We start from the raw sequence: 21181 nt of genomic DNA on the forward strand, positions 1-21181 counted from the left end.
CAGGCAGGCGCCCTCCACGGTTCCCCGACTCGCCGACGTTGCAAGGCATGGCTACCTTCATCGCTACGCACGTCGAAGCACGATGCCGTTTGAACCGGTGTGGACCAGGGTCGAGCGAGACCCACACCCATATACACAGAGAAGGTCTCTGATCTCCGCTTCTACTGATCAGAAGCCCTAGGCGGCAGACGAGCAGGGCTGTACGCCGGGTTCTGTCCCCCGGCACCTCGCGGTCACCGGGTCGACGGCCATCCATCTAGGGCCGGCGTTGCCGCCGGCCTCGTGCGGTCTACCCGCGGACTCGGGCGGGCAGCCCTCGAACGTCCGCGCAGGGACACCCCTCTTTCGAGAAGGCGGCCCCTTTTGACCTTGCTCCGGGTGGGGTTTACCTAGCCGCCTGAGTCACCTCAGGCGCTGGTGGTCTCTTACACCACCGTTTCACCCTTACCCGGCACCGAAGCGCCGGGCGGTCTGTTTTCTGTGGCACTGTCCCGCGGGTCACCCCGGGTGGCCGTTAGCCATCACCCTGCCCTGTGGAGCCCGGACGTTCCTCGGGGAGATCCGCAAGGACCTCCACGCGGCCGTCCGCCCGGCTCGTCTGCCGTGTCGACCATGGTACCGGGCGTGCCGGGCGCCGTCGGACCCCCGCCGACGTGGCAGCCACCCGCGCCTTTCCGTCCCCTCGGCCCGCCCCCGTCGCCAGGACAGACCCCGCCAGGATCAGCGTGAACGCCGCCCCCACTCCCACCGTCAGTCGCTCGTCCAGGAACAGCGCGCCCGCCGCCACCGCCACCGCAGGGTTGACGTACGTGAAGACCGTTGCCCGGGTCGGGCCCACCTCCTTGATCAGTTCCAGGAAGGCCACGAAGGCGATCGCCGTGCAGATCACTCCCAGGGCCGCCAGTGCTACCAGGACCGAGGCCGAGGGCAGGGCGGCGGGGCGGCCGATCACCGCCGCCGGTGCGTACACCAGGGCCGCCAGTGCCAGGCACGGGGCCGTCAGGTGGAGCGACGGGACGTCCCTCAAGTAGCGCGCCGCTATCAGTGGGGCCGTCGCGTAACCCACCACCGTCAGGAAGACCTCCCCCAACGAGCGGGCATCCCCGCCGGTGAGGTGCGGGGCCGTCAATACCGCCACCCCCGCCAAGCCCAACACCAGACCCGTCAGGCGCCGCGGGCCCAGGTGCTCCTCGTTGCCGAAGAAGCGGGACAGTGCCACGCCGACGATCGGGACGCCCGCGATCAGCAGGCCCGCTGTCGAGCTGGACAGGTGGCGTTCCGCGTCCGTCAGCGTCCACCACGGGCCGATGATCTCGATGCAGGCGAACGCCAGCATCGGTTTCCAGTGGCGGCGGATCGTCGATCCCAGACCCCGCTGGCGCAGCGCGAACGGGAGCAGCAGCGCCGCGCCGAGCGCGCACCTCGTGAACACCACCACGGACGGGGACAGGTCCGCGTCCACCGCCACCTTGATCAGCAGGTACGGGATGCCCCAGACCACTGCCATCAGGGAGAACAACAACCAGCCGCGTGCAGTCATGCGGCCACTATCGGCAGCCGGGTCACCGCGCGTCTTGAACGCTGTTGCGGTACGCCGCCGGGGTCACCCCCAGCACCCTGCGGAACCAGCGTGTCATGTGCGCCTGGTCCGCGAAGCCCACCAGGCCGGCCGCCTCCGCCGGGCGCAGGCCCGCGTCCAGGAGGCCCCGGGCGCGGGCGACCCGGTGCTGCGCCAGCCAGGCGTACGGCGGCAGCCCCATCGACGTACGGAAGGCCCGTAGGAGCTGGTAGCGGGAGAGGCCCAGGTCCGAACCCAGGTCCGCGAGGGACGGTGGGCAGAGGAGTTCGTCGGCGAGGCGGTCGCGGACCGCGTGCGCTATCAGCGTCGCCCCCGGCACCCGCTCCGGTGTCGCCCGCGCCGTCGAGTGGCGTTGCGCCAGGGCCGTCAGGAGCCAGGGGACACGCGACTCCGTCTCCAGGGGGTCGGGGCAGGTCGTCAGTTCCGCGTGGGTGCGGCGCAGGGCCGCGGCCAGTTCCGGGTCGTCCACGACCGGGTCGCGGAAGTGGGGGGTGCCCTGCTCCAGCAGGCCGTCCGTCAGCAGAGGGGTGGCCGCGTAGAGAGCCCTGTACGCGTAGCCGCCTGTCGCCGCCGGGCCTCCCGTGTGGGTTTCTCCCGGGGCCAGTACGACGATCGAACCCGGGCCCGTGTAGATACGGCCGCCCCGGTAGTCGATGACCTCCTGGCCGCCGACGCAGACTCCGATCGTGTACTCCTCGTGCGCGTGCGGGGCGTACACGTGGCGGTCGAACCGGGCCGTCAGCAGGTGCAGCGGCGTACCGTCCCTGCCGAGTCTCGCCTTCGTCCACTTCGCCTGTTCCATCAAGCACCCCCAACGCATCAACACGGCCCGGCGCTCATCCATGCCCGGTCCCGGAACGTGTCGCTTGACCTTGTCGCAACGTCAACGTTTCTACTGAGGGCATGCGGATCGGAGAACTCGCCGCGGCCGTGGGCGTCACCACGCGGACCGTCCGGCACTACCACCACCTGGGGCTGCTGCCCGAGCCCGAGCGGCAGGTCAACGGGTATCGGAAGTACACGTTGAAGCATGCCGTCGTGCTCGCGCGGATCCGGCGGCTGACCGAGCTGGGGCTCGGGCTCGCCGAGGTACGGGACGTGCTCGCCGAGGACGCCGGGAAGGATCTCGTCGAGGTGCTCACCGAGCTCGACGAGGACCTCGCCCGGCAGGAGGCCGCGATCCACGAGCGCCGGGCCCGGCTGCGGACGCTGCTGGAGGCCGAGGAACTGCCCGCCGAGGGGCCGGTCTCCCCCGAACTGGCCCAGCTGTTCGCCGACATGGCACACATGTCGGACTCCCCGATGGCCGCCAAGGACCGCGAGCTGTTCACCCTGCTCGACACCTCGGCGTCCGCCGAGGACCGCGACGCCCTGGTGTCCGCGCTGCGCGGCACCCTGGCCACACCGGAGGCCGTCGCGCGCGCCAACCGGGCCTACGCCCTGCTGGACGCGCTCGTCGACGCCGCGCCGGACGACCCGCGGGTCGCGGAGGCCGGGCAGGCGCTGGCGGACTGTCTGCCGCCGGAGCTGATCCCCCCGGACGCCGTCCCGATCGACCTCGACGGCAATCACAGTTTTATGCGGGCGTTCTTCTCGGACTTCCCGCCGGCCCAGGCCGAGGCGATCCGCCTCGCGATGCGGATCGTGAAGGAGGGACATCGATGACCGACAGACGGATGACCACCAGCCCGATGACGGTGCTGCGGGTGTTCGGCCGGCTCATACGGCACGAGCTGCGGCTCATCCGCTGCCTCGGGCTGTGGATCGCCCGGCGGCGCGACGGCGGGCGGCTCGGGGAGCTGTTCCCGTACGCGCAGGGTTCGGGCGCGGTGATGTTCGGCTTCGGGTTCGTGTGTGTCGTCGAGACCGTCGTGATGTCGCTGCTGCTGAAGTCGTGGCCGACCGTGCACGCCGTGGTGCTGGTGGTGGACGTGTACACGGTGCTGTTCGTCGTCGGACTGCACGCCGCGTCCGTCGTACGGCCTCATGTGCTGGAGCGCGACGCGGTGCGGATCCGGTTCGCCGGGCATGTGGATCTGCGGATTCCGCTGGACCGGATCGAGTCGGTACGGCGGCAGAAGCTGATGTCCCACACCAGGGCGGACGGCGAGCTCGACGTCGATGTCGCCGGGCAGACCGCCGTCACCATCGAGCTGGCCGAACCCGTCACCCACACCACCTTCCTCGGGCGGCGGCGGGAGGTGCGGGTGCTGCGGGTGAACGCCGACGACGACACCGCGTTCGTACGGGCGCTCAAGGACGCGGTCACGCGGGTGCGAAACGAATCCGAGCCGGTGCCGGATCTGCCTGGGTGAGCCGGACCCGCAGGCGTTCGCCGAGCGGGAGCCGGTCTCCCCCGGCGGTGGCCTCCACGCGGCCGATGACCGCCGGGGACTCCAGTTGCACGGTGCCGATCGTGGGCCTGCGCTGCTCGACCTCCACCACCACCGCGTCGAAGACCTCGCCGACCCGGTCGGCGAGGACCGCGGCCTCCACGACGTCCAGACAGGCCCGTTCCACCTGGCCCGCCCGCCGGGAGCCGTCCGCCATCTCGCCCGGCAGCGCGTCGAGCGCGACCAGCACCCACGCGGGCGGCTCCTGGCCCGCCACGGCGGCGAGACACAGCTCGGTGGCGTACCGGTCGGCGAGGCGGCGCAGGGGGGCCGTGCAGTGGGTGTACGGCGCCGCCACCGCGGAGTGCGTGGTGATGGCAGGGAGTCGCCCGTCCCGGAAGACCGTGTAGCCGGCGCCCCGGAGCAGGGTCGTGCACTCCAGCAGGAAGGCCGCGTTGTGGCCCTCGTGCGGGTCGAGGCCGCGGACGAGTTCGGCGTACGACATGTGGTGCGGCCAGTCGATGTGCAGGGCGTGCGCGGTACGGCGCAGGCGGCCCACCGCGCCGTCGGGGGCGGCGGGCAGGGTGCGCAGTACGCCGGTGCCGTACGCCAGCATCAGGTCCGCCGCCGCCATACCGGTGAGCAGGGAGATCTGGGCGTTCCAGCCGTCGGCGGGGAGCGGGGCGCGGTAGGCGAGTTCGTACGTGTGGTCCCGCTCCACGATCTCCTGCTCGGGGACGTTGAGGGAGATGCCGCCGCGTTCCGTCTCCAGGGCCTCGCGCAGCCGGCCGACCGTACGCAGCAGGGCCAGTGGTTCCTCGGCGGTGCCCGCGTCGATCTCCCGCTGTACGCCCGCGTAGTCGAGCTTGGCCCGGCTGCGGACGAGGGCGCGGCGTACGTCGACGGTGAGCGGGCGGCCCTCGGCGTCGAGGTCGATCGTCCAGAGCGCGGCGGGCCGGGTCTGCCCGGGGAGCAGGCTGGCGGCGCCCTCGCTGAGCACGGGCGGGTGCAGCGGGGTCTTCTCGTCGGGGAGGTAGAGCGTGGTGACGCGGCGGTGCGCCTCGGCGTCCAGGGCGGAACCGGGGGTGACGAAGGCGGCGACGTCGGCGATGGCGTAGCGGACGCGGTGGCCGGTGCCCCGGCGGGACAGGTGCAGTGCCTGGTCGAGGTCGGTGGAGGTGGGCGGGTCGATGGTGAAGAACGGGATGTCGGTCGCGTCGTGGAGCGGCTGGGCCGGGTCGCGCGCGGCGCGTTCGGCCTCGGCGAGCACGTCGGGCGGGAAGGCGGCGGGGATGTCGAGTTCGCTGCGCAGGGCGGACAGGGCGGCCCGGAGTGGGGCTTCGGGGGCACCGGTCACGCGGATGTGGCGGCGGGGCATGTGTCGAGCGTAGGACGCGGGGGGCCACCGGGCACGGTGGGCGGGGGGCACGGTGGGCGGGGGGCGCGGGACGGGTGGTCACAGGTGGGGGGCGGCACGCCGTACCCGGGGGCCGTCGTATCTCGGTGGCGCGCCGTACCGGGGGCCGTCGTGTCCCGGTGACCGTCGTGCCCCGATGGCCGTCGTGCCCCGATGGCCGTCGTGTCCCGGTGGCGCGCCGTACCGGTGGACGTGGTGGCTCGCGGGTGCGCCGTACCCTGTGGCGGAGTGCGAGTGAAGGAGTACGTGTGCTGGTTCTGCTGCCCCCCTCCGAAGGCAAGGCCTCGTCCGGTCGGGGAGCGCCGCTGAAGTGGGAGTCGCTGTCGCTGCCGGAGCTGTCGCCCGCCCGTGAGGCGGTGCTGGAGGAGCTGGTCGAGCTGTGCGCGGCGGACGAGGAGAAGGCGCGTGCGGTGCTCGGGCTGACCGAGGGGCTGCGCGGCGAGATCGCGAAGAACGTGGAGCTGCGCACGGCCGGCGCCCGTCCGGCCGGGGAGATCTACACGGGTGTGCTCTACGACGCCCTGGACCTGGCGTCGCTGGACGCGACCGCGAAGCGGCGGGCGGGCCGTGCGCTGCTGGTGTTCTCGGGGCTGTGGGGCGCGGTCCGGGTCACCGACCGGATCCCCTCGTACCGCTGCTCGATGGGGGTGAAGCTGCCGGGGCTCGGGGCGCTGACCGGGCACTGGCGAGCGCCGATGGCCGAGGCGCTGCCCGAGCTGGCCGGGGGCGGGCTGGTACTGGACCTGCGGTCGTCGGCGTACGCGACGGCGTGGAAGCCGAAGGGTGAGGTCGCGGACCGCACGGCGACCGTACGGGTGCTGCACGCGCCGACCCGCAAGGTGGTCAGCCACTTCAACAAGGCGACCAAGGGGCGGATCGTACGCAGCCTGCTGCTGGCGGGCGCGGCGCCGCGGAGGCCGGCGGAGCTGGTGGAGGCGCTGCGGGATCTCGGGTACGAGGTGGAGGCGCAGGCGCCTGCGAAGGCGGGCCAGGCGTGGTCGCTGGACGTGCTGGTGGACGAGATCCACTGAGGCCCGACACCTGCCCACATTGCATGCTGTGCAACGGGCTTTGCGCAGCATGCTTCACGCCCGGCAAGATGAGGCCATGACCTCCTCTGGCCCCTCCGTGCTCGATCTCGCCCCCGTTGTGCCCGTGGTTGTGGTGGACGACGTCTCCGACGCCGTGCCGCTGGCGCGGGCGCTGGTCGCGGGCGGGCTGCCCGCGATCGAGGTGACGTTGCGGACGCCGGGTGCGCTGGACGCGATCCGGGCGATCGCCGGTGAGGTCCCGGACGCGGTGGTGGGGGCCGGTACGGTCATCACGCCCGCGCAGGTCGCGGACGCGGTGTCGGCCGGTGCGCGGTTCCTGGTGAGCCCGGGGTGGACGGACGTACTGCTGGAGTCGATGCGGGCGTCCGGGGTGCCGTTCCTGCCGGGGGTGTCCACCACGTCGGAGGTGGTGGCGCTGCTGGAGCGCGGGGTGTCGGAGATGAAGTTCTTCCCGGCGGAGGCCGCGGGCGGGACGGCGTATCTGAAGTCGCTCCACGGTCCGCTGCCGCAGGCCCGCTTCTGCCCGACCGGCGGTATCGGCCTGGCCACCGCTCCCGCTTATCTGGCGTTGCCCAACGTGGCGTGTGTGGGCGGGAGTTGGATGCTTCCGGCCGACGCGGTGGCGGGGCGCGACTGGGCGCGGGTGACGGAACTGGCCCGGCAGGCGGCCGGGCTCAGCGCAGGTGGGACGTCTCGTTGAACAGGCGGACGCTGGCGTTGCCGTCGGCGTAGTAGGCCACGGCCGACAGTGAGGCGGCGGAGAGTTCCATCCGGAACAGGGCCTCCGTCGGGGCGCCCAGGGCCAGTTGCACCAGCGTCTTGATCGGTGTGACGTGCGAGACCAGCAGGACCGTACGGCCCGCGTAGGCCGCCACCAGCTTGTCGCGGGTCGCGGCGATCCGCGTCGAGGTCTCCGCGAAGCTCTCGCCGCCGCCGGTGGGCCGGACGTCCGGCGACGCGAGCCAGGCGGTGAGGTCGTCGGCGTACCGCTCGCGCACCTCGGCGAAGGTGAGGCCCTCCCAGGCGCCGAAGTCGGTCTCGCGCAGGCCCTCTTCGAGCACCACCTCCAGGCCGAGCCGTTCGGCGACGGCGCCGGCGGTCTCGCGGGTCCGGGTGAGCGGTGACGCCACGATCGCCTCGACGGTGCCCCGCCGGGCCAGGGCGTCGGCCACCCGCTCGGCCTGTCCGCGCCCCACGTCCGAGAGCGAGGGGTCGGTTCCGCCACTGCCCGAGAAGCGCTTCTGCGGGGTGAGGAGCGTTTCGCCGTGCCGCAGCAGCACAAAGGTCGCCGGCGCACCGAGATCCGGCGCGCCCCATCCCACCTTCGGCTCGGCGACGGCCTGTGCGGCACGCACGTCGGCGCCGGCCTTCGCCACTCCCCCGCCCGGCTCGCCCGCCTCCGCCACCGTCGGCCTGGTCTTCGGCTTCGTTGTCGTCTTCGTGCGTCCCGTGCCCGCGTCCATCGCCGCGTTGGCCAACCGGTCCGCCCAGGTGTTCCGCTCGCGCGGAATCCACTCGTAGGTCACCCGCCCGGGCGGGAACACCGCCGCCGCCTCCAGTGCCAGTGGCTTCATGTCCGGGTGCTTGATCTTCCAGCGCCCCGACATCTGCTCGACGACGAGCTTGGAGTCCATCCGGACATGGACCGCGGCCTCCGGGTCGAGCGCGTGGGCGGCCCGGAGCCCGGCCAGCAGGCCCCGGTACTCGGCGACGTTGTTCGTCACGACGCCGAGGTACTCGGACTCCTCGGCCAGCGCCTCACCCGTCGCCGGGTCGATCACCACGGCTCCGTAGCCCGCGGGCCCCGGGTTGCCCCGTGACCCGCCGTCGGCCTCGACGATGAACTCCCGCACGCAGCAAGCCCCTTACATGTCAGGCCGGTGACCGGCTACAGCCCCGACTCCGCCGTACGCACCAGGATGCGGCGGCAGTTCTCGCAGCGCACCACCGTGTCGGGGGCGGCCGCGCGGATCTCGTTGATGTCGGTGATCGCCAGCTCCTGGCGGCAGCCCTGGCAGGTGCGCTGGTAGAGCTTGGCGGCACCGATACCGCCCTGCTGCCCGCGGAGCTTGTCGTACAGCTTGAGCAGATCGGCCGGGATGGCGCCGGCGATGACCTCGCGCTCCTTGGTGACCGAGGACGACTCGCCGTCCAGGGACTCGAAGGCCGCGTCCCGGCGGGCGGTCGCGTCGTCGATCTTCCCCTGTACGGAGCCGACCCGCTCGGTCAGTTCGGCGGCCCGCTCCTGCGCGGACTCGCGGCGCTCCATGACCTCCAGGACCACGTCCTCCAGGTCGCCCTGGCGCTTGGCGAGGGAGATGATCTCGCGCTGGAGGTTCTCCAGGTCCTTCGGGGAGGTGACCGCGCCGGAGTCCAGCCGCTGCTGGTCGCGGGCGGCACGCTGGCGCACCTGGTCGACGTCCTGCTCGGCCTTGGTCTGCTCGCGGGCGCAGTCGCTCTCCTCGGTCTGCGCGGCGACGAGCAGGTCGCGCAGCTGTGTGAGGTCCTTGGCCAGCGACTCGATCTCGGCGTGCTCGGGGAGTGACTTCCGCTTGTGGGCGAGCTGCTGGAGACGGACGTCGAGGTCCTGGACGTCGAGGAGTCGGATCTGGTCGGCGGGCGCGGCGTTCAGTTGGGGGCTCCAGGTGAAGGGGAGTGGCTGGTCCAGGGGTCGGTGACCGTCTTCGAGACGTGGACGCGCAGGTCCCATCCGTGGCGGTCGGAAATCTCGTCGAGCTGGGTGGCGGCCAGCTCGCACCAGGGCCACTCGGTGGCCCAGTGCGCCGCGTCGAGCAGCGCGAGAGGTGCGTGGGCGCGGGCCTCGGAGACCGGGTGGTGGCGCAGGTCGGCGGTGAGGAAGGCGTCCACACCGGCCGCGCGCACCTGGTCGAAGAGGCTGTCGCCGGAACCGCCGCTGACGGCGACCGTACGGATCACGGCCTCGGGGTCGCCGGCGACACGGACGCCCTGCGCGGTGGCGGGCAGCCGCTCGGCGGCGCGGGCGGCGAAGTCCTTCAGCGGCAGCGGGTGGTCCAGTTCGCAGATCCGGCCGAGGCCGCGGCGGCCGTCGGGGTCGGCGGGGTCCGGTACCAGGGGGCGTACGACGCGCAGGTCCAGGGCGCCGGCGAGAGCGTCGCTGACGCCGGGGTCGGCCGAGTCGGCGTTGGTGTGGGCGACGTGCAGCGCGATGTCGTTCTTGATGAGGGTGTGCACCACGCGGCCCTTGAAGTGGTCGGCCGCGACCGTCGTCGTGCCCCGCAGATAGAGCGGGTGGTGGGTGACCAGCAGGTCGGCGCCGAGCTTCACGGCCTCGTCGACGATGTCCTGGACCGGGTCGACGGCGAACAGGACCCGCGAGACCTCCTGGCCGGGATCGCCCACGACGGTGCCGACCGCGTCCCAGGACTCGGCCCGCTCGGCGGGCCACAGGTTCTCCAGCGCGGCGATGACTTCTGACAGACGGGGCACGCCCAAAGGCTACCTGGCCCCTCTCCGCGCCTGAACCGGCGCGGCTTTCGCGGAGGTGGTCGCCCGCCGTCGTGGTCGCCCGCCGTCGTGGTCGCCCGGGCGATGGTCGCGGCCGTCGTCGCCGGAGTCTCCCGGCCGTCAGCCGATCCCCGTGCGCTCCCCGCAGCACAGCCGTCCCTGTTTCCTCAGGCGAATCGATTCTTGGCCACCCTTATGTGTGAAGTGGGAGCCGGCCGTCCCACGCCCGTGCGTGCGAAAACTAGCTTCGTCGCCGGAGGTGACCGAACGATGACGGCCTGTTCGATCGAGCCCGCGGCGGCGGAGCGGGACGACCGCGCGCCACGGTCGGGCTGCGTGATCACGGCGGACGGTGCGTACGCCGCACGGCTCGCCGCCGACGGTGACTCCTGGTTCCCGCAGCGCTGGACGCTGGACGGACCGGAGCCGTACGCGGTGCCGCTGCCCGGCAACCAGCCCGAGGAGCCCGGTACGGAGGTGCAGCCGATGGGCGACGGCCGGGTGCTGATCCGGCGTCCGACCGACGGCCGGCAGCTCTTCTCGCTGCTGTACCCGACCGGCCCCGGCACCGGCGAACTGCCGCTCGGCGCGGTCGAGAGCCCCGAGGACACACGGCTGCGGCTGCTGCCCCCGGCGCCGTGCGGCACGCGCGCCTACGCGCTCGCGGTCGGGCCGCGCTCCAGTGCCGTGTGGCTGGTGGCGGGCGGGGCGTTCGGGCCCGAGCACGTGGCGCAGATCCCGGGGCGCTGCTCGGGTGGGGTCTGGCTGGACCGGGCGGGGCGGATGCTGGTGCTGGACCGGCGGGACGCGGACGGCGGGCCGGTCAAGTCGGTCGTGGTGGACCTGGAGCGGGGCGGCGAGGTGTCGCCGCTGCTCCAGATCGCGGCGGACAGCGACGACCGGCTGCTGCTCGCCGACCCGGACAGCGGGCTGCTGCTGATCGGTTCGGACGCGCCCTCGCCCGGCGAGGAGCGGCTCGGCTGGGGGGTGATCGGCTCGACGCTGCCGGTGCGGTTCCCGGAGTGCCTGCGGGTGGAGGGGTTCCATGTGACGCCGTTCGCGGTCCAGCCGGGGCTGGTGCTGATGCCGGAGAGCTGTGCGGTGGCGCTGCGGGTCGAGGGACCGGAGGGCGAGTGGGTCGGCGTATGGCGGCCCGCGGACCGTCAGGCACGGCACTTCCCGGCACCGGACGGCTGGCTGACCGGATCCGGGCTGTGGACCAGGGACGGGGCGCTCCACCTCCCGTACGCGACGACGACGGTGCCGTGCGGCGTACTGCGGTGGCGAACGCCCTGGGGGGACGCGGGGGACGTGGGGGACGTGGGGGCAGCGGTGGACGCGGGGGCGACGGGCAACGCGGGGGGTTCCGGGGGAACGGGGGCACGGGGGGTTACTGGGGATCCGGAGGCGCTGGACGCCACGGGGGATCCGGAGACACCGGGAGACGTCAGAAAGTCCGGGGACGCCGGGGACGTGTGGGGACAAGCCGGGGAGGCGTGGGAAGAGGCCGGGGCAGCATGGCCAGCCGGACCCGGGGGCCCGGGCGCGGCGGCGGAAATGTCGGCCGATCCGGACCCCACCACCCCCCTCTCCCCACCCCGCCCCGTGCCTCTGCAACAGGCGCCTTTGGGGCGACTCGTCAGTAGGTAGGGGGGAGTTGTAACGAAGTCGTCGCGGTTGGCGTGGCCGCCTGGATCAGGGGCGAGGGGCGCCGGTTAGACTCCCTCGGCTGTTAGAAAGATCATGTTGACGGGGTGAATTCTTCCGATGAACGACGCCAGCACGTCCCAGCAGCTGTCCGCCGACGCGCAGGAGCCCTCCGGCCACGGCCGGCACCGGGGTCCGGTCTCGGGGCAGGAAACCGAGTCGGTGCCGCGTGGCCGGCACCGCAAGCCGGCGGAGCAGCAGCAGACCGAGACGGCAGCCTGACCACACGTCGGGCGGCAGCGACGGGCCCCGTTCACCCGAGGGTGAGCGGGGCCCGTCCCTTTTCCCCTACCCATTGGCACCGGTACCGGCCGTCGCGGCCTACTCCCGCCGCAGCCCCAGCAGTTCGACCGCGGCGAACGTCTCCCCCGCCGGGCGCCCCGCGTAGTGCGGAGTGAGCAGCGCGTCCAGCTCGTCGTAGGTGAAGGTGTCCTGCTTGCTGTCGAACTTCGCGGCCAGCCGGGGCCGTTCGACGACCGCGACCATGCCGCCGTGCACCACGAGCAGTTGGCCGTTGACGCGGGCGGCGGCGGGTGCGGCCAGGTAGCCGACGAGCGGGGCGACATGCTCGGGGGCGAGCGGGTCGAGGCCGGTGTCCGGGCGGTCGAGGCCGGCGAAGACGTCCTCGGTCATTCGGGTGCGGGCGCGTGGGCAGATGGCGTTGACGGTGACGCCGTACTTGGCGAGGGCCAGGGCGCTGGAGGTGGTGAGGCCCACGATGCCGCCCTTGGCCGCCGCGTAGTTGGGCTGTCCGGCGGAGCCGCCGACGAATGCCTCGGAGGAGGTGTTCACGATCCGCCCGTACACCGGCCCGCCCGCCGCCTTGGACCGCTCACGCCAGTGCGCGGCGGCGAACCGGGTGGTGTTGAAGTGCCCCTTGAGGTGGACGCGGATCACCGAGTCCCACTCCTCCTCCGACATGGAGAAGACCATCCGGTCGCGGAGGATGCCGGCGTTGTTGACGAGGATGTCGAGCTTGCCGAACTCCGCGACCGCGAGGGCGATCAGCGCCCCGGCGTCCGCGAGGTCGCCGACGTCGCCGGTGTGGGCGAGCGCCCGGCCGCCCGCCGCGCGGATCTCGGCGGCCACGTCCTCGGCCGGTCCGGCGGACGCCTCGCCGGAGCCGTCCCGGCCGGGTTGTCCGTAGTCGTTGACGACGACGGCGGCGCCGAGCCGGGCGAGTTCCAGCGCCTCCGCCCGGCCGAGGCCGCGCCCCGCGCCGGTGACGACGGCCGAGAGTCCTTCGAGTGGCTGCGACAGCGGTGACATCCGGGCCCTCAGATCTCGATGCAGGTACGCAGGGCCGTCCCCGTACGCATCTGGTCCAGCGCCTCGTTGATGTCGGCGAGGGGCACCCGGTGGGTGATCAGGCCCTCCAGGTCGACGCGGCCCGCGCGCCACAGGGCGATGGTCCGCTCGTAGGAGCGCAGCACGTCTCCGCCGCCGTACATGGACGGCAGGATCCGCTTCTCGTCGAAGAACAGCTCGAACATGTTGAGCTGGAGGTTGTCGTCCATGGCGCCCGCGCCGACGATGACGAGGGTGCCGCCGCGCCGGGTGTTCTCGTAGGCCGTGCGGGCGGTGGCGGACCTGCCGACGACCTCGAAGACGTAGTCGAAGCCCTCGCCCGCGGTGACGGACTGTTTGGCGCCGGGGAATTCGTCGGGTGAGACGGCCTTGGTGGCGCCGAAGCGCAGGGCGGCCTCGCGGCGGGAGAGGACCGGGTCGACGGCGACGATCTCGGCGGCGCCCTTGAGCCGGGCGCCCTGGATGACGGAGATGCCGACGCCGCCGCAGCCGATGACGGCGACCGACGAACCGGCCTCCAGGTCGGCGGTGTTGAGGGCCGCGCCCAGTCCGGTGGTGACTCCGCAGCCGATGAGCGCGGCGATGTCGAAGGGCACGTCGTCGGGTATCGGCACCGCGCAGCCGGCGTCGACGACGACCTCCTCGGCGAAGGTGCCGGTGCCGGCGAAACCGAAGATGTCGCCGGAGGGGCGCCGGAAGTTGGGGGTGCCGGCGTTCATGAACCCGGCGAGGCACAGTTCGCTCTGGCCGCGCCTGCACGCGGGACACGCGCCGCACGCGGGCAGCCAGCAGATGACGACGCGGTCGCCGGGCTTGAGGTTCGCCACCCCCTCGCCGACCTCGACGATCTCCCCGGCGCCCTCGTGGCCGGGCACGAAGGGCCCCGGCTGCGGCAGTACGCCGCTCATCGCGGACAGGTCCGAGTGGCACAGGCCGGTCGCCCGGACCCGGACCCGCACCCTGCCCGGACCGAAGCCCGTCGCCTCGACGTCGTCGAGGACCTCCAGCTTGTCCTGGCCTATCTCGTGCAGTACGGCTGCGCGCATGGTGCGGCTCCCCTCACCTCGAAATTGCCGGCCTCACGTCACGAAGTGCTTGCCTCAGGTCACGAAGTGCTTGCCTCACGGCAGGAAACTGCCGGCCTCACGGCAGGAAACCGCCGGTCTCACGAGTGGTGGACGACGGTGTCGGCGAGGACGGGCGCGTCGTCCCGTTCGACCGAACTCACCGCGACCCGCACGGCGGTCCCGTCCTGCCGCCACATCCGGATCCGCAGGGTCTCGCCGGGGTAGACGACTCCGGCGAACCGGGTGTCGTAGGACCGGACGCGGGTCGGGTCGCCGTCGAGCAGGATGTCGACGACCGCCTTGAGCGTGATGCCGTAGGTGCACAGCCCGTGCAGGATGGGCCGTTCGAACCCGGCGACCTCGGCGAACTCGGGGTCGGCGTGCAGCGGGTTCCAGTCGCCGGAGAGGCGGTACAGCAGCGCCTGGTCCTCGCGGACCGGCCGCTCGACGGTCCGTTCCGGTTCGCCGGTGGGGGGTTCGAGGCGCGCGGAGGGCCCGCGGTCGCCGCCCCAGCCGCCCTCGCCGCGTACGAAGATCTGCGCGTCGTTGGTCCACAGCGGGCCGTCGGCGTCGGCGGCCTCGGTGCGCAGGACGAGGACGGCGGCCTTGCCCTTGTCGTAGACGGCGGCGAGGCGGTTGGTCGTGGTGGCGGTGCCCTCGGCCGGGATCGGCCGGTGGACGACCAGATGCTGGCCGCCGTGCAGCACCTTGGCCAGCTCGACCTCGATGCCGGGCAGGGAGAGGCCGCTGATCACGCCGGGCGCGCCGGATCCGGCGACGGTGGCGAAGCTCGGCAGGACGTGCAGCCGGGACTCCAGCGTGTAGCGCAGCTCGCCGGGGTCGGTGGCGGGGACGCCCGCGCCGATGCCGAGGTGGTAGAGGAGTACGTCCTTCTGCGCCCAGCCGATCTCGCCGGTCCGGGGTTCGGCGGCGAGTGCCTTGGCTGCGTCGATGGGCATGGGGCTCCTGAGGCGGTCGGAGGCGGGACCTCGGCACGGCCGTCCGCACCGTCGGCCGCACCGAGGTCGTCACGAGGCCGCGGAACCCGCCTGTCTAGAACGCGTTCCAGTACGGCGATCCTCTGTATAGCCCAGCCCCCGGAAGTTGGGAAGACTCCTGACGGCATGTCAGATACGGGCCTGCCGGATACGGGGGAACCCGCACCCCGCGCGTCCGGCCCGGGACATTTGTCCTGCCCGATCGTGTACGGACGCACCTATCGTCACGACCGCCCCCTTCCTACGCTGAGAAGCACGGGAAGCGGCGGCCGACGGGGTCCCCGCACCGCACGATCGGGGGACGGTCATATGTGGAGGACCCGGAAGGCCTCGTGCCGGATGGACGCCTGGCAGCTCTCACGGCTGCAATGGCAGGAGGAACAGGAACGCACAGGGGCCGGCCACGGCGATCCGGTCGAGGACGATTCCGGGCCGCCGACCACCGGCTACGCACTGCTGCCCTGGCTGCTGCTCGGCCTCGGCGCCTTCTCCAACATATTCCAGGGCAACGACGGCAACCCCCTGATCGAGGGCGCGGGCCTGCTCACCTTCAACTCGCTCTACATCTACGTCGTCCTGCGCGCGTTCATCAAGGAGAAGCGGGAGGAGCCGTCCACCAAGGTCGCCCTCGTCGTGATGACCCTCCTGACCTGTGGCCTCGCGGGTCTCTACGGCGAGTACTGGATGCTGTTCTTCCCGCTGCTCGGCCTCGCCGCGGGCGCGACGGCCCGCGGCCCCTGGCTCCTCAGGACCGCGCTGGCCCTGACCGTGCTCTCCGCGGCCCTGGGCTTCTACCGCGAGGGCTGGGGCGGCCTCGACATCGCCTACGCCACGTTCATCTCGACGATGGTGACTGCGGCGATCCTCTCGCTGTCCGAGGCGGTACGGGAGCTGCGGGCGGCCCGCGGGGAGCTGGCGCGGCGGGCGGTGGAGAAGGAGCGGCTGCGGTTCTCGCGGGACCTGCACGATCTGCTGGGCCACACGCTGTCGGTGATCGTGGTGAAGTCGGAGGCGGCGCGGCGGCTGGCGCCGCGTGACCTGGACGCCGCGCTCGGGCAGATCACGGACATCGAGTCGGTGGGGCGCCAGGCGCTGACCGAGATCCGCGAGGCCGTGACCGGCTACCGCCGGGGCAGCCTGACCGTGGAGCTGGACCGGGCCCACTCGGCCCTGACAGCCGCGGGCATCCGGCTGTCCTTCCACCGCTCCGGCCCGGCCCTGCCCGCGCAGTCCGAGGCCCTGCTGTCCTGGGTGGTCCGCGAGGCCGTCACCAACGCGGTACGGCACAGCGCCGCCACGACCTGCGAGATCGCCCTGATCACCACGCCGGAACGGGCGGTCCTGACGGTGACTGACGACGGCCACGGGGCCGCGTCCGCGGTCGAGGACGCCGAGGGGGCGGCAGCGGGCGGCGCGGAAACCGCGGGCGGCACAGGCCTGCGGGGCCTCACCGAGCGCCTGGCGGCGGCGGGCGGCTCACTCGACGCGGGGCCGGTGACGGGACCGGGATCTGGGCCGGGGTCGAGGTCGGAACCTGGGCAGAAGTCGGGGTCGAGGTCGGGACCTGGGCCGAGGTCCGGCGGCGGCTGGGTGGTGACGGCGGACCTGCCGCTGACGGACGCGCCCGCCACACCGACCGACGCCCCATCCACCCCCACTGACGCACCCGGCCTGCCCACCGGCACACCCGCCACCCCGACCAACGCGCCCTCGCCCCCCACCGGCGTACCCGCCGCCCCCGACCACGCTTCGCACGCCCCCGAATCGCCCTCCCCCGCCCATGAGTTCCCTGCTCACGCCGTCCTTCGTGGTGTCGGCGGCCCTACGCTTGACCCGTGAACGAGATGCCGCGCGACCACCGGCCCACCAAGTCCATCAGGGTGCTGCTCGCCGAGGACCAGGGAATGATGCGCGGGGCGCTGGCCCTGCTCCTGGGGATGGAGCCGGACATCGACGTGGTGGCGCAGGTCGCGGCGGGCGACAAGATCGTGGACTCGGCGCTGCTGCACCGCCCGGACGTGGCCCTGCTCGACATCGAACTGCCGGGGATGAGCGGCCTGGACGCCGCCGCCGAGCTGCGCGACGAGGTGCCGGACTGCCGGGTGCTGATCCTCACCACGTTCGGCAGACCCGGCTATCTGCGCCGGGCGATGGAGGCGGGCGCCGCGGGCTTCCTGGTGAAGGACGGCCCGGTGGAGGAGCTCGCGGCGGCGATCCGCCGGGCGCTGACGGGCGAGACGGTGGTCGACCCGGCGCTCGCCGCGGCGGCGTTGAGCGCCGGCCCCAATCCGCTGACCGCGCGGGAGCGTGACGTACTGAAGGCGTCGGCGGACGGGGCGACGGTCGCCGACATCGCGGCCCGGCTGAGCCTCTCGGAGTCCACGGTCCGCAACTATCTCTCGTCGGTGATCGGCAAGACCGCGACCCGCAACCGGGCGGAGGCCCTGCGGGAGGCCCGCCAGCAGGGCTGGCTCTAACCCTGCCCAGGGCCCCCTGAACCCTGCCCAGGGCCCCCTGAACCCTGCCCGGGGACGCCGGAACCCTGCCCGGGGACACCCGCCCCTTCCCCGGGGGCCCGGGAACCCTGTCCAGGGACCCCGGCGCCCTCCGCACTGACGCCGGCCCCCGGCTCAGGGACACCGGCCCCCTGCCCGGGCACGCCGCCCTCGGAGGCATCCGCCCCCCGCTCCCGTCCCTTCGGCAGCCACACCGCCATCACCACCGCGCCCAGCGCGAGTACCGCCGCACCCACCCGGAAGGCCAGTGCGTAACCCTCGTTGAGGGCTTCGACGTCGGTGCCGCCGGAGTCCGCGGTGCGGGCCGCCGCGAGTGTCGACAGCACGGCGAGGCCGAGTGAACCGCCCATCGTGCGGGAGGTGTTGATGAGGCCGGAGACCAGGCCGGCGTCGCCCGGGGCGGTGCCCGAGGTGGCGAGGGAGGCGAGCGGGGTGGTCGCGAGGCCCGCGCCGAACATCATCAGGATGCCGGGGAACATGATGGCCGTCAGATAGCCGCCGTCCGCCGTCATCCGCGACTGCCACAGGAACCCGGACGCCGCGATCACCGCGCCCAGCACCGCCACCGTGCGGGCGCCGAGGAGCGGCATCAGCCGGGGGGCGACCTTGGAGCCGGCGACCACGGCCAGGGAGCTGGGCACGAGGGCGAGTCCGGCGTCGAGCGGGGAGTAGCCGAGCACGTTCTGGGCGTACAGCGTCATGAAGAACCACATGGCGAAGGTCGCCGAGCCGGCGAGCAGCATCCCGGCGTTCGCGGCGGCGACCGAGCGGACACGGAACAGCGCGAGCGGCATCAGCGGGGACCGGGTGCGCGCCTCGACCGCGAGGAACGCGCCGATCAGGGCGATGCCGGCGAAGAGCGGGACGAGGGTGGCCGCCGCCGTCCAGCCCTCGACCTCGGTCTGCACGATCCCGTAGGCCAGGGTGGCGAGCCCGGCGGTCACCAGCAGTGCGCCCGGCAGGTCGAGGCGCCGCTGCTCCCCGGCCCGGCTCTCGGGCAGCCAGCGCAGGGCGCCGGCCAGGACCAGGGCGCCGACCGGCACGTTGATCAGCAGTACCCAGCGCCAGGACAGTCCCTCGACGAGTACGCCGCCGACCAGGCCGCCCGCCGCTCCGCCGCCGGCGCCGACGGCCGCCCAGGTGGCGATGGCCCGGGCGCGGGCCGGGCCCTCCGGGACGGCGGCGGTGAGGATGGTGAGCGTGAGGGGCGCGAGTATCGCCGCGCCCAGTCCCTGTACGGCGCGGGCGGTGATCAACTGGCCGCCCTCCTGGGCGAGTCCGCCGCCGACGGAGGCCAGGGTGAACACGGCGAGCCCGGCGAGGAACATCTTCTTGCGGCCGTAGAGATCGCCGGCCCGTCCGCCGAGCAGCATGAACCCCGCGAAGGCGACGGCGTAGGCGTTGAGCACCCACTGGAGTCCGGGGGCGCTCAGCCCCAGGTCGGCCCGCATGGACGGCAGGGCGACGTTGACGACGGACACGTCGAGGACGGCCAGGAACTGTCCGGCACAGGCGAGCGTGACCACCAGCCAGGTCGGTGTGGCGGGGCGGCGGGACGTCGAGGTGGCGTCGGCGGTCTTGAGCATGGGCGTCATGGTCTCAACCGCGAGGCACCCCTTGCATCGGGCTTTCGGCCCACAGGTCGTAGGCCGAGCGCCCTACGCCGTTCCACTGAGGCCCAGACAGTCCGAAACCTGCCCAAATCACCCTCGATCATCAAGAGCAGGTCAAGAATTCTTTAGCTTGGCGAACCATCGGAATAGTTGCCCCGGCGCACGGGGTTCGAGATACACGTACCTGCACATGCATTCAAGTGACGCGCACCACCCGCGCGCGGCCACGCGCACCCACGTCGGCCTGGAGGCCCCTGCCCATGTCCCACACGACGAACGACCGGCCCGTGCGGAGTCCGGGCGGGGCCGTGGTCCCGGTGCTCGCCTTCGCGGGCATCGTTGTCGCGGTGATGCAGACCCTGCTCGTCCCGGTCATCAAGGATCTGCCGCAGCTGCTGGGCACCGAGCCCAGCAACGCGACCTGGGTCCTGACCTCGACCCTGCTGTCGGGCGCCGTCGCCACCCCCATCATGGGCCGGCTCGGCGATCTGTACGGCAAGCGGCGGATGCTGATCCTCAGCCTCTCCGTCATGGTGGTCGGCGCGCTGGTCAGCGCGTTCACCAGCACCCTGCTTCCGATGATCGTCGGCCGTACCCTCCAGGGCTTCGCGATGGGCGCGATACCCCTCGGCATCGGCCTGATGCGGGACATGCTGCCGCGCGAGCGCCTCGGCTCGGCCATGGCCCTGATGAGCTCCTCGATCGGCGTCGGCGGCGGTCTCGCGCTGCCCGCGGCGGCCCTGGTCGCGCAGAACACCAACTGGCACGCCCTCTTCTACGGCGCCGCCGGACTCGGTGTCCTCTCCATCGCGCTGACCCTGATCGCCGTACCGGAGTCCCCGATGCGCGCCAAGGGCTCCTTCGACGTGCTGGGCGCGATCGGCCTCTCCACCGGCCTGGTCCTCTTCCTGCTGCCGATCACCAAGGGCAGCGACTGGGGCTGGACCTCCACCACCACCCTCGGCCTGTTCGGCGCCTCCGCCCTGATCCTGCTGCTGTGGGGCGTGATGGAGCTGCGGCTGAAGGCGCCGCTGGTGGACCTGCGGACGACGGCCCGCCCGGCGGTCCTCTTCACCAACCTCGCCTCGATCATGGTCGGTGTCTCCTTCTACGTCGTCTCCCTGGTCCTGCCCCAGCTCCTCCAGCTGCCGAAGTCCACCGGCTACGGCCTCGGCCAGTCGATGGTCGTCGCGGGTCTGCTCGTGGCACCGCTCGGCCTGACGATGATGTTCACCGCCCCGGTCTACGCCCGTCTCTCGGCGAAGTACGGCCCCAAGTTCACGCTGATCGCCGGCCTGGTGATCATCGCGATCGGCTACGGCGCCGGGCTCGGCCTGATGAGCGAGGCCTGGCAGTCCCTGGTCATCGCGGTGATCCTGGGCGCCGGCATCGGTCTCGCGTACTCCTCGCTGCCCGCGCTGATCATCGGCGCGGTCCCGGCCTCGGAGACCGGCGCGGCCAACGGCCTGAACACCCTGATGCGTTCCATCGGTACGTCCGTGTCGAGCGCCGTCATCGGCATGGTCCTGGCGAACACCGCGAACAACGTGGGCGGTGTCGCCGTCCCGACCATGCACGGCTTCCGGCTCTCCTTCCTGATCGCCACCGGCGCGGTCGCCATCGGCCTGCTGATGGCCCTGTTCCTGCCGAAGCCGAACCGTGCGCCCCAGTTGCGCGCGAGCAGCGAGGAGGAGCAGAACCTCGCCCGTGCCGAGGAGGCCCTGCGTGGCTTCCGGGGCCGGGTCCTGGACTCCGGCGGCGAGCCGGTGGCCCGCGCCCGGGTCACGCTCATCGACCGGCAGGGCCGGCGCGCGGGCGCCACGCTCTCCGCCGAGGACGGCACGTACGCCCTCATGGTCCCGACGGCCGGCCCCTATGTGCTCGCGGCCCAGGCGCACGGACACGCGCCGCTCGCCTCCTCGGCGACCCACTCCGGCGACGAGCACTGCGTCGACCTGGACCTCTCCCTGCCGGGCGAGCCGGTCACCGCCTGACGGCCGGTCCTCTTCCGTCGTGAAGCTCCGCACGCCCCCTGCCGGTCCGTCCGGCAGGGGGCGTGGTGCACCATGGGCCGACCGGACCGTCGTACGACCTGGAGGACCCGC

At 72.7% G+C, this 21181-nt stretch carries 18 protein-coding genes, 1 other RNA gene and 1 pseudogene; 9 read left to right on the top strand and 11 right to left on the bottom strand.

All coding sequences use genetic code 11. From position 1 onward, the window contains the following. Positions 1-185 precede the first annotated feature (185 nt). The 3 genes and pseudogenes from rnpB to ACIQAC_RS02910 all read right to left on the bottom strand — a co-directional run bounded on the left by rnpB (position 186) and on the right by ACIQAC_RS02910 (position 2381). An RNA gene (gene rnpB / locus ACIQAC_RS02900) (RNase P RNA component class A) lies at positions 186-597 on the bottom strand. Positions 598-757: 160 nt separating this feature from the next. Then, positions 758-1540 (bottom strand): annotated as a pseudogene (locus ACIQAC_RS02905) (DMT family transporter); the annotation flags it as partial. A 22-nt stretch (positions 1541-1562) separates the two neighbouring features. Then, a complete protein-coding gene (locus ACIQAC_RS02910; protein ID WP_402186362.1) occupies positions 1563-2381 on the bottom strand; it encodes an AraC family transcriptional regulator in 819 nt (272 codons plus the stop codon). Between the two features lie 101 nt (positions 2382-2482). Here ACIQAC_RS02910 and ACIQAC_RS02915 point away from each other — a divergent pair, with 101 nt between their 5' ends. Together ACIQAC_RS02915 and ACIQAC_RS02920 are read left to right on the top strand one after the other, a co-directional pair. Beyond that, positions 2483-3244, top strand: a complete 762-nt coding sequence (locus ACIQAC_RS02915; RefSeq protein ID WP_402186364.1) for a MerR family transcriptional regulator — start codon at positions 2483-2485, stop codon at positions 3242-3244. After that, positions 3241-3894, top strand: coding sequence for a hypothetical protein (locus ACIQAC_RS02920; protein WP_402186366.1), 654 nt, complete (start codon positions 3241-3243; stop codon positions 3892-3894). The genes ACIQAC_RS02915 and ACIQAC_RS02920 overlap by 4 nt, the downstream gene beginning before the upstream one ends. Here the strand turns inward: ACIQAC_RS02920 and ACIQAC_RS02925 are convergent. Continuing rightward, the gene (locus ACIQAC_RS02925; protein ID WP_402186367.1) at positions 3845-5290 is read right to left on the bottom strand and encodes an RNB domain-containing ribonuclease; all 1446 of its coding nucleotides are present in this window, start codon (positions 5288-5290) and stop codon (positions 3845-3847) included. The two genes, ACIQAC_RS02920 and ACIQAC_RS02925, sit on opposite strands and share 50 nt — an antisense overlap. A gap of 287 nt (positions 5291-5577) precedes the next feature. Here ACIQAC_RS02925 and yaaA point away from each other — a divergent pair, with 287 nt between their 5' ends. Together yaaA and eda are read left to right on the top strand one after the other, a co-directional pair. Further along, positions 5578-6360 carry a peroxide stress protein YaaA gene (gene yaaA / locus ACIQAC_RS02930; protein WP_402186369.1) on the top strand — a complete coding sequence of 261 codons (783 nt, stop codon included), beginning with the start codon at positions 5578-5580 and terminating at the stop codon, positions 6358-6360. A 76-nt stretch (positions 6361-6436) separates the two neighbouring features. Then, positions 6437-7081: a bifunctional 4-hydroxy-2-oxoglutarate aldolase/2-dehydro-3-deoxy-phosphogluconate aldolase gene (eda, locus tag ACIQAC_RS02935; RefSeq protein ID WP_402186370.1), complete on the top strand. Its 645-nt coding sequence runs from the start codon at positions 6437-6439 to the stop codon at positions 7079-7081. Here eda and ACIQAC_RS02940 read toward each other — a convergent pair. The 3 genes from ACIQAC_RS02940 to ACIQAC_RS02950 are packed head-to-tail and all read right to left on the bottom strand — an operon-like array spanning position 7056 to position 9849. Beyond that, positions 7056-8234, bottom strand: a complete 1179-nt coding sequence (locus tag ACIQAC_RS02940; protein ID WP_402186371.1) for a bifunctional RNase H/acid phosphatase — start codon at positions 8232-8234, stop codon at positions 7056-7058. The two genes, eda and ACIQAC_RS02940, sit on opposite strands and share 26 nt — an antisense overlap. A 35-nt stretch (positions 8235-8269) precedes the next feature. Then, on the bottom strand, positions 8270-9013 hold the full coding sequence (locus tag ACIQAC_RS02945; RefSeq protein WP_402186945.1) for a zinc ribbon domain-containing protein: 744 nt from the start codon (positions 9011-9013) through the stop codon (positions 8270-8272). Beyond that, positions 9010-9849, bottom strand: a complete 840-nt coding sequence (locus ACIQAC_RS02950) for a Nif3-like dinuclear metal center hexameric protein (RefSeq protein ID WP_402186373.1) — start codon at positions 9847-9849, stop codon at positions 9010-9012. Before ACIQAC_RS02950 ends, ACIQAC_RS02945 begins: the two co-directional genes overlap by 4 nt. Positions 9850-10137: 288 nt before the next feature. Here ACIQAC_RS02950 and ACIQAC_RS02955 point away from each other — a divergent pair, with 288 nt between their 5' ends. Further along, on the top strand, positions 10138-11517 hold the full coding sequence (locus tag ACIQAC_RS02955) for a hypothetical protein (protein WP_402186375.1): 1380 nt from the start codon (positions 10138-10140) through the stop codon (positions 11515-11517). Positions 11518-11634: 117 nt separating this feature from the next. Further along, the gene (locus ACIQAC_RS02960; protein ID WP_402186377.1) at positions 11635-11796 is read left to right on the top strand and encodes a hypothetical protein; all 162 of its coding nucleotides are present in this window, start codon (positions 11635-11637) and stop codon (positions 11794-11796) included. A gap of 99 nt (positions 11797-11895) precedes the next feature. Here ACIQAC_RS02960 and ACIQAC_RS02965 read toward each other — a convergent pair whose 3' ends face one another. The 3 genes from ACIQAC_RS02965 to ACIQAC_RS02975 form a co-directional block, all read right to left on the bottom strand. Next, entirely contained in the window at positions 11896-12834 is a 939-nt protein-coding gene (locus tag ACIQAC_RS02965; RefSeq protein WP_402186947.1) for a 3-oxoacyl-ACP reductase, read from the bottom strand. A 17-nt stretch (positions 12835-12851) separates the two neighbouring features. Continuing rightward, positions 12852-13928: a Zn-dependent alcohol dehydrogenase gene (locus tag ACIQAC_RS02970; RefSeq protein WP_402186379.1), complete on the bottom strand. Its 1077-nt coding sequence runs from the start codon at positions 13926-13928 to the stop codon at positions 12852-12854. Positions 13929-14047: 119 nt separating this feature from the next. Continuing rightward, positions 14048-14908, bottom strand: coding sequence for a MaoC/PaaZ C-terminal domain-containing protein (locus ACIQAC_RS02975; RefSeq protein WP_402186381.1), 861 nt, complete (start codon positions 14906-14908; stop codon positions 14048-14050). Positions 14909-15256: 348 nt separating this feature from the next. Between ACIQAC_RS02975 and ACIQAC_RS02980 the strand changes: the two genes are divergently transcribed. Continuing rightward, entirely contained in the window at positions 15257-16786 is a 1530-nt protein-coding gene (locus ACIQAC_RS02980) for a histidine kinase (RefSeq protein WP_402186382.1), read from the top strand. A 5-nt stretch (positions 16787-16791) separates the two neighbouring features. Continuing rightward, a complete protein-coding gene (locus ACIQAC_RS02985) occupies positions 16792-17424 on the top strand; it encodes a response regulator (RefSeq protein ID WP_402186948.1) in 633 nt (210 codons plus the stop codon). On the opposite strand, the gene ACIQAC_RS02990 is transcribed toward ACIQAC_RS02985, so the two are convergent. Then, the gene (locus ACIQAC_RS02990) at positions 17421-19058 is read right to left on the bottom strand and encodes a DHA2 family efflux MFS transporter permease subunit (protein WP_402186384.1); all 1638 of its coding nucleotides are present in this window, start codon (positions 19056-19058) and stop codon (positions 17421-17423) included. The two genes, ACIQAC_RS02985 and ACIQAC_RS02990, sit on opposite strands and share 4 nt — an antisense overlap. A 278-nt stretch (positions 19059-19336) precedes the next feature. Between ACIQAC_RS02990 and ACIQAC_RS02995 the strand changes: the two genes are divergently transcribed. After that, positions 19337-21070 (top strand): MFS transporter, encoded by a 1734-nt coding sequence (locus tag ACIQAC_RS02995; RefSeq protein WP_402186385.1) that lies wholly within the window; start codon positions 19337-19339, stop codon positions 21068-21070. Positions 21071-21181: the final 111 nt, after the last annotated feature.

The organism is Streptomyces sp. NPDC088387 (assembly GCF_044753385.1).
GTDB lineage: Bacteria > Actinomycetota > Actinomycetes > Streptomycetales > Streptomycetaceae > Streptomyces.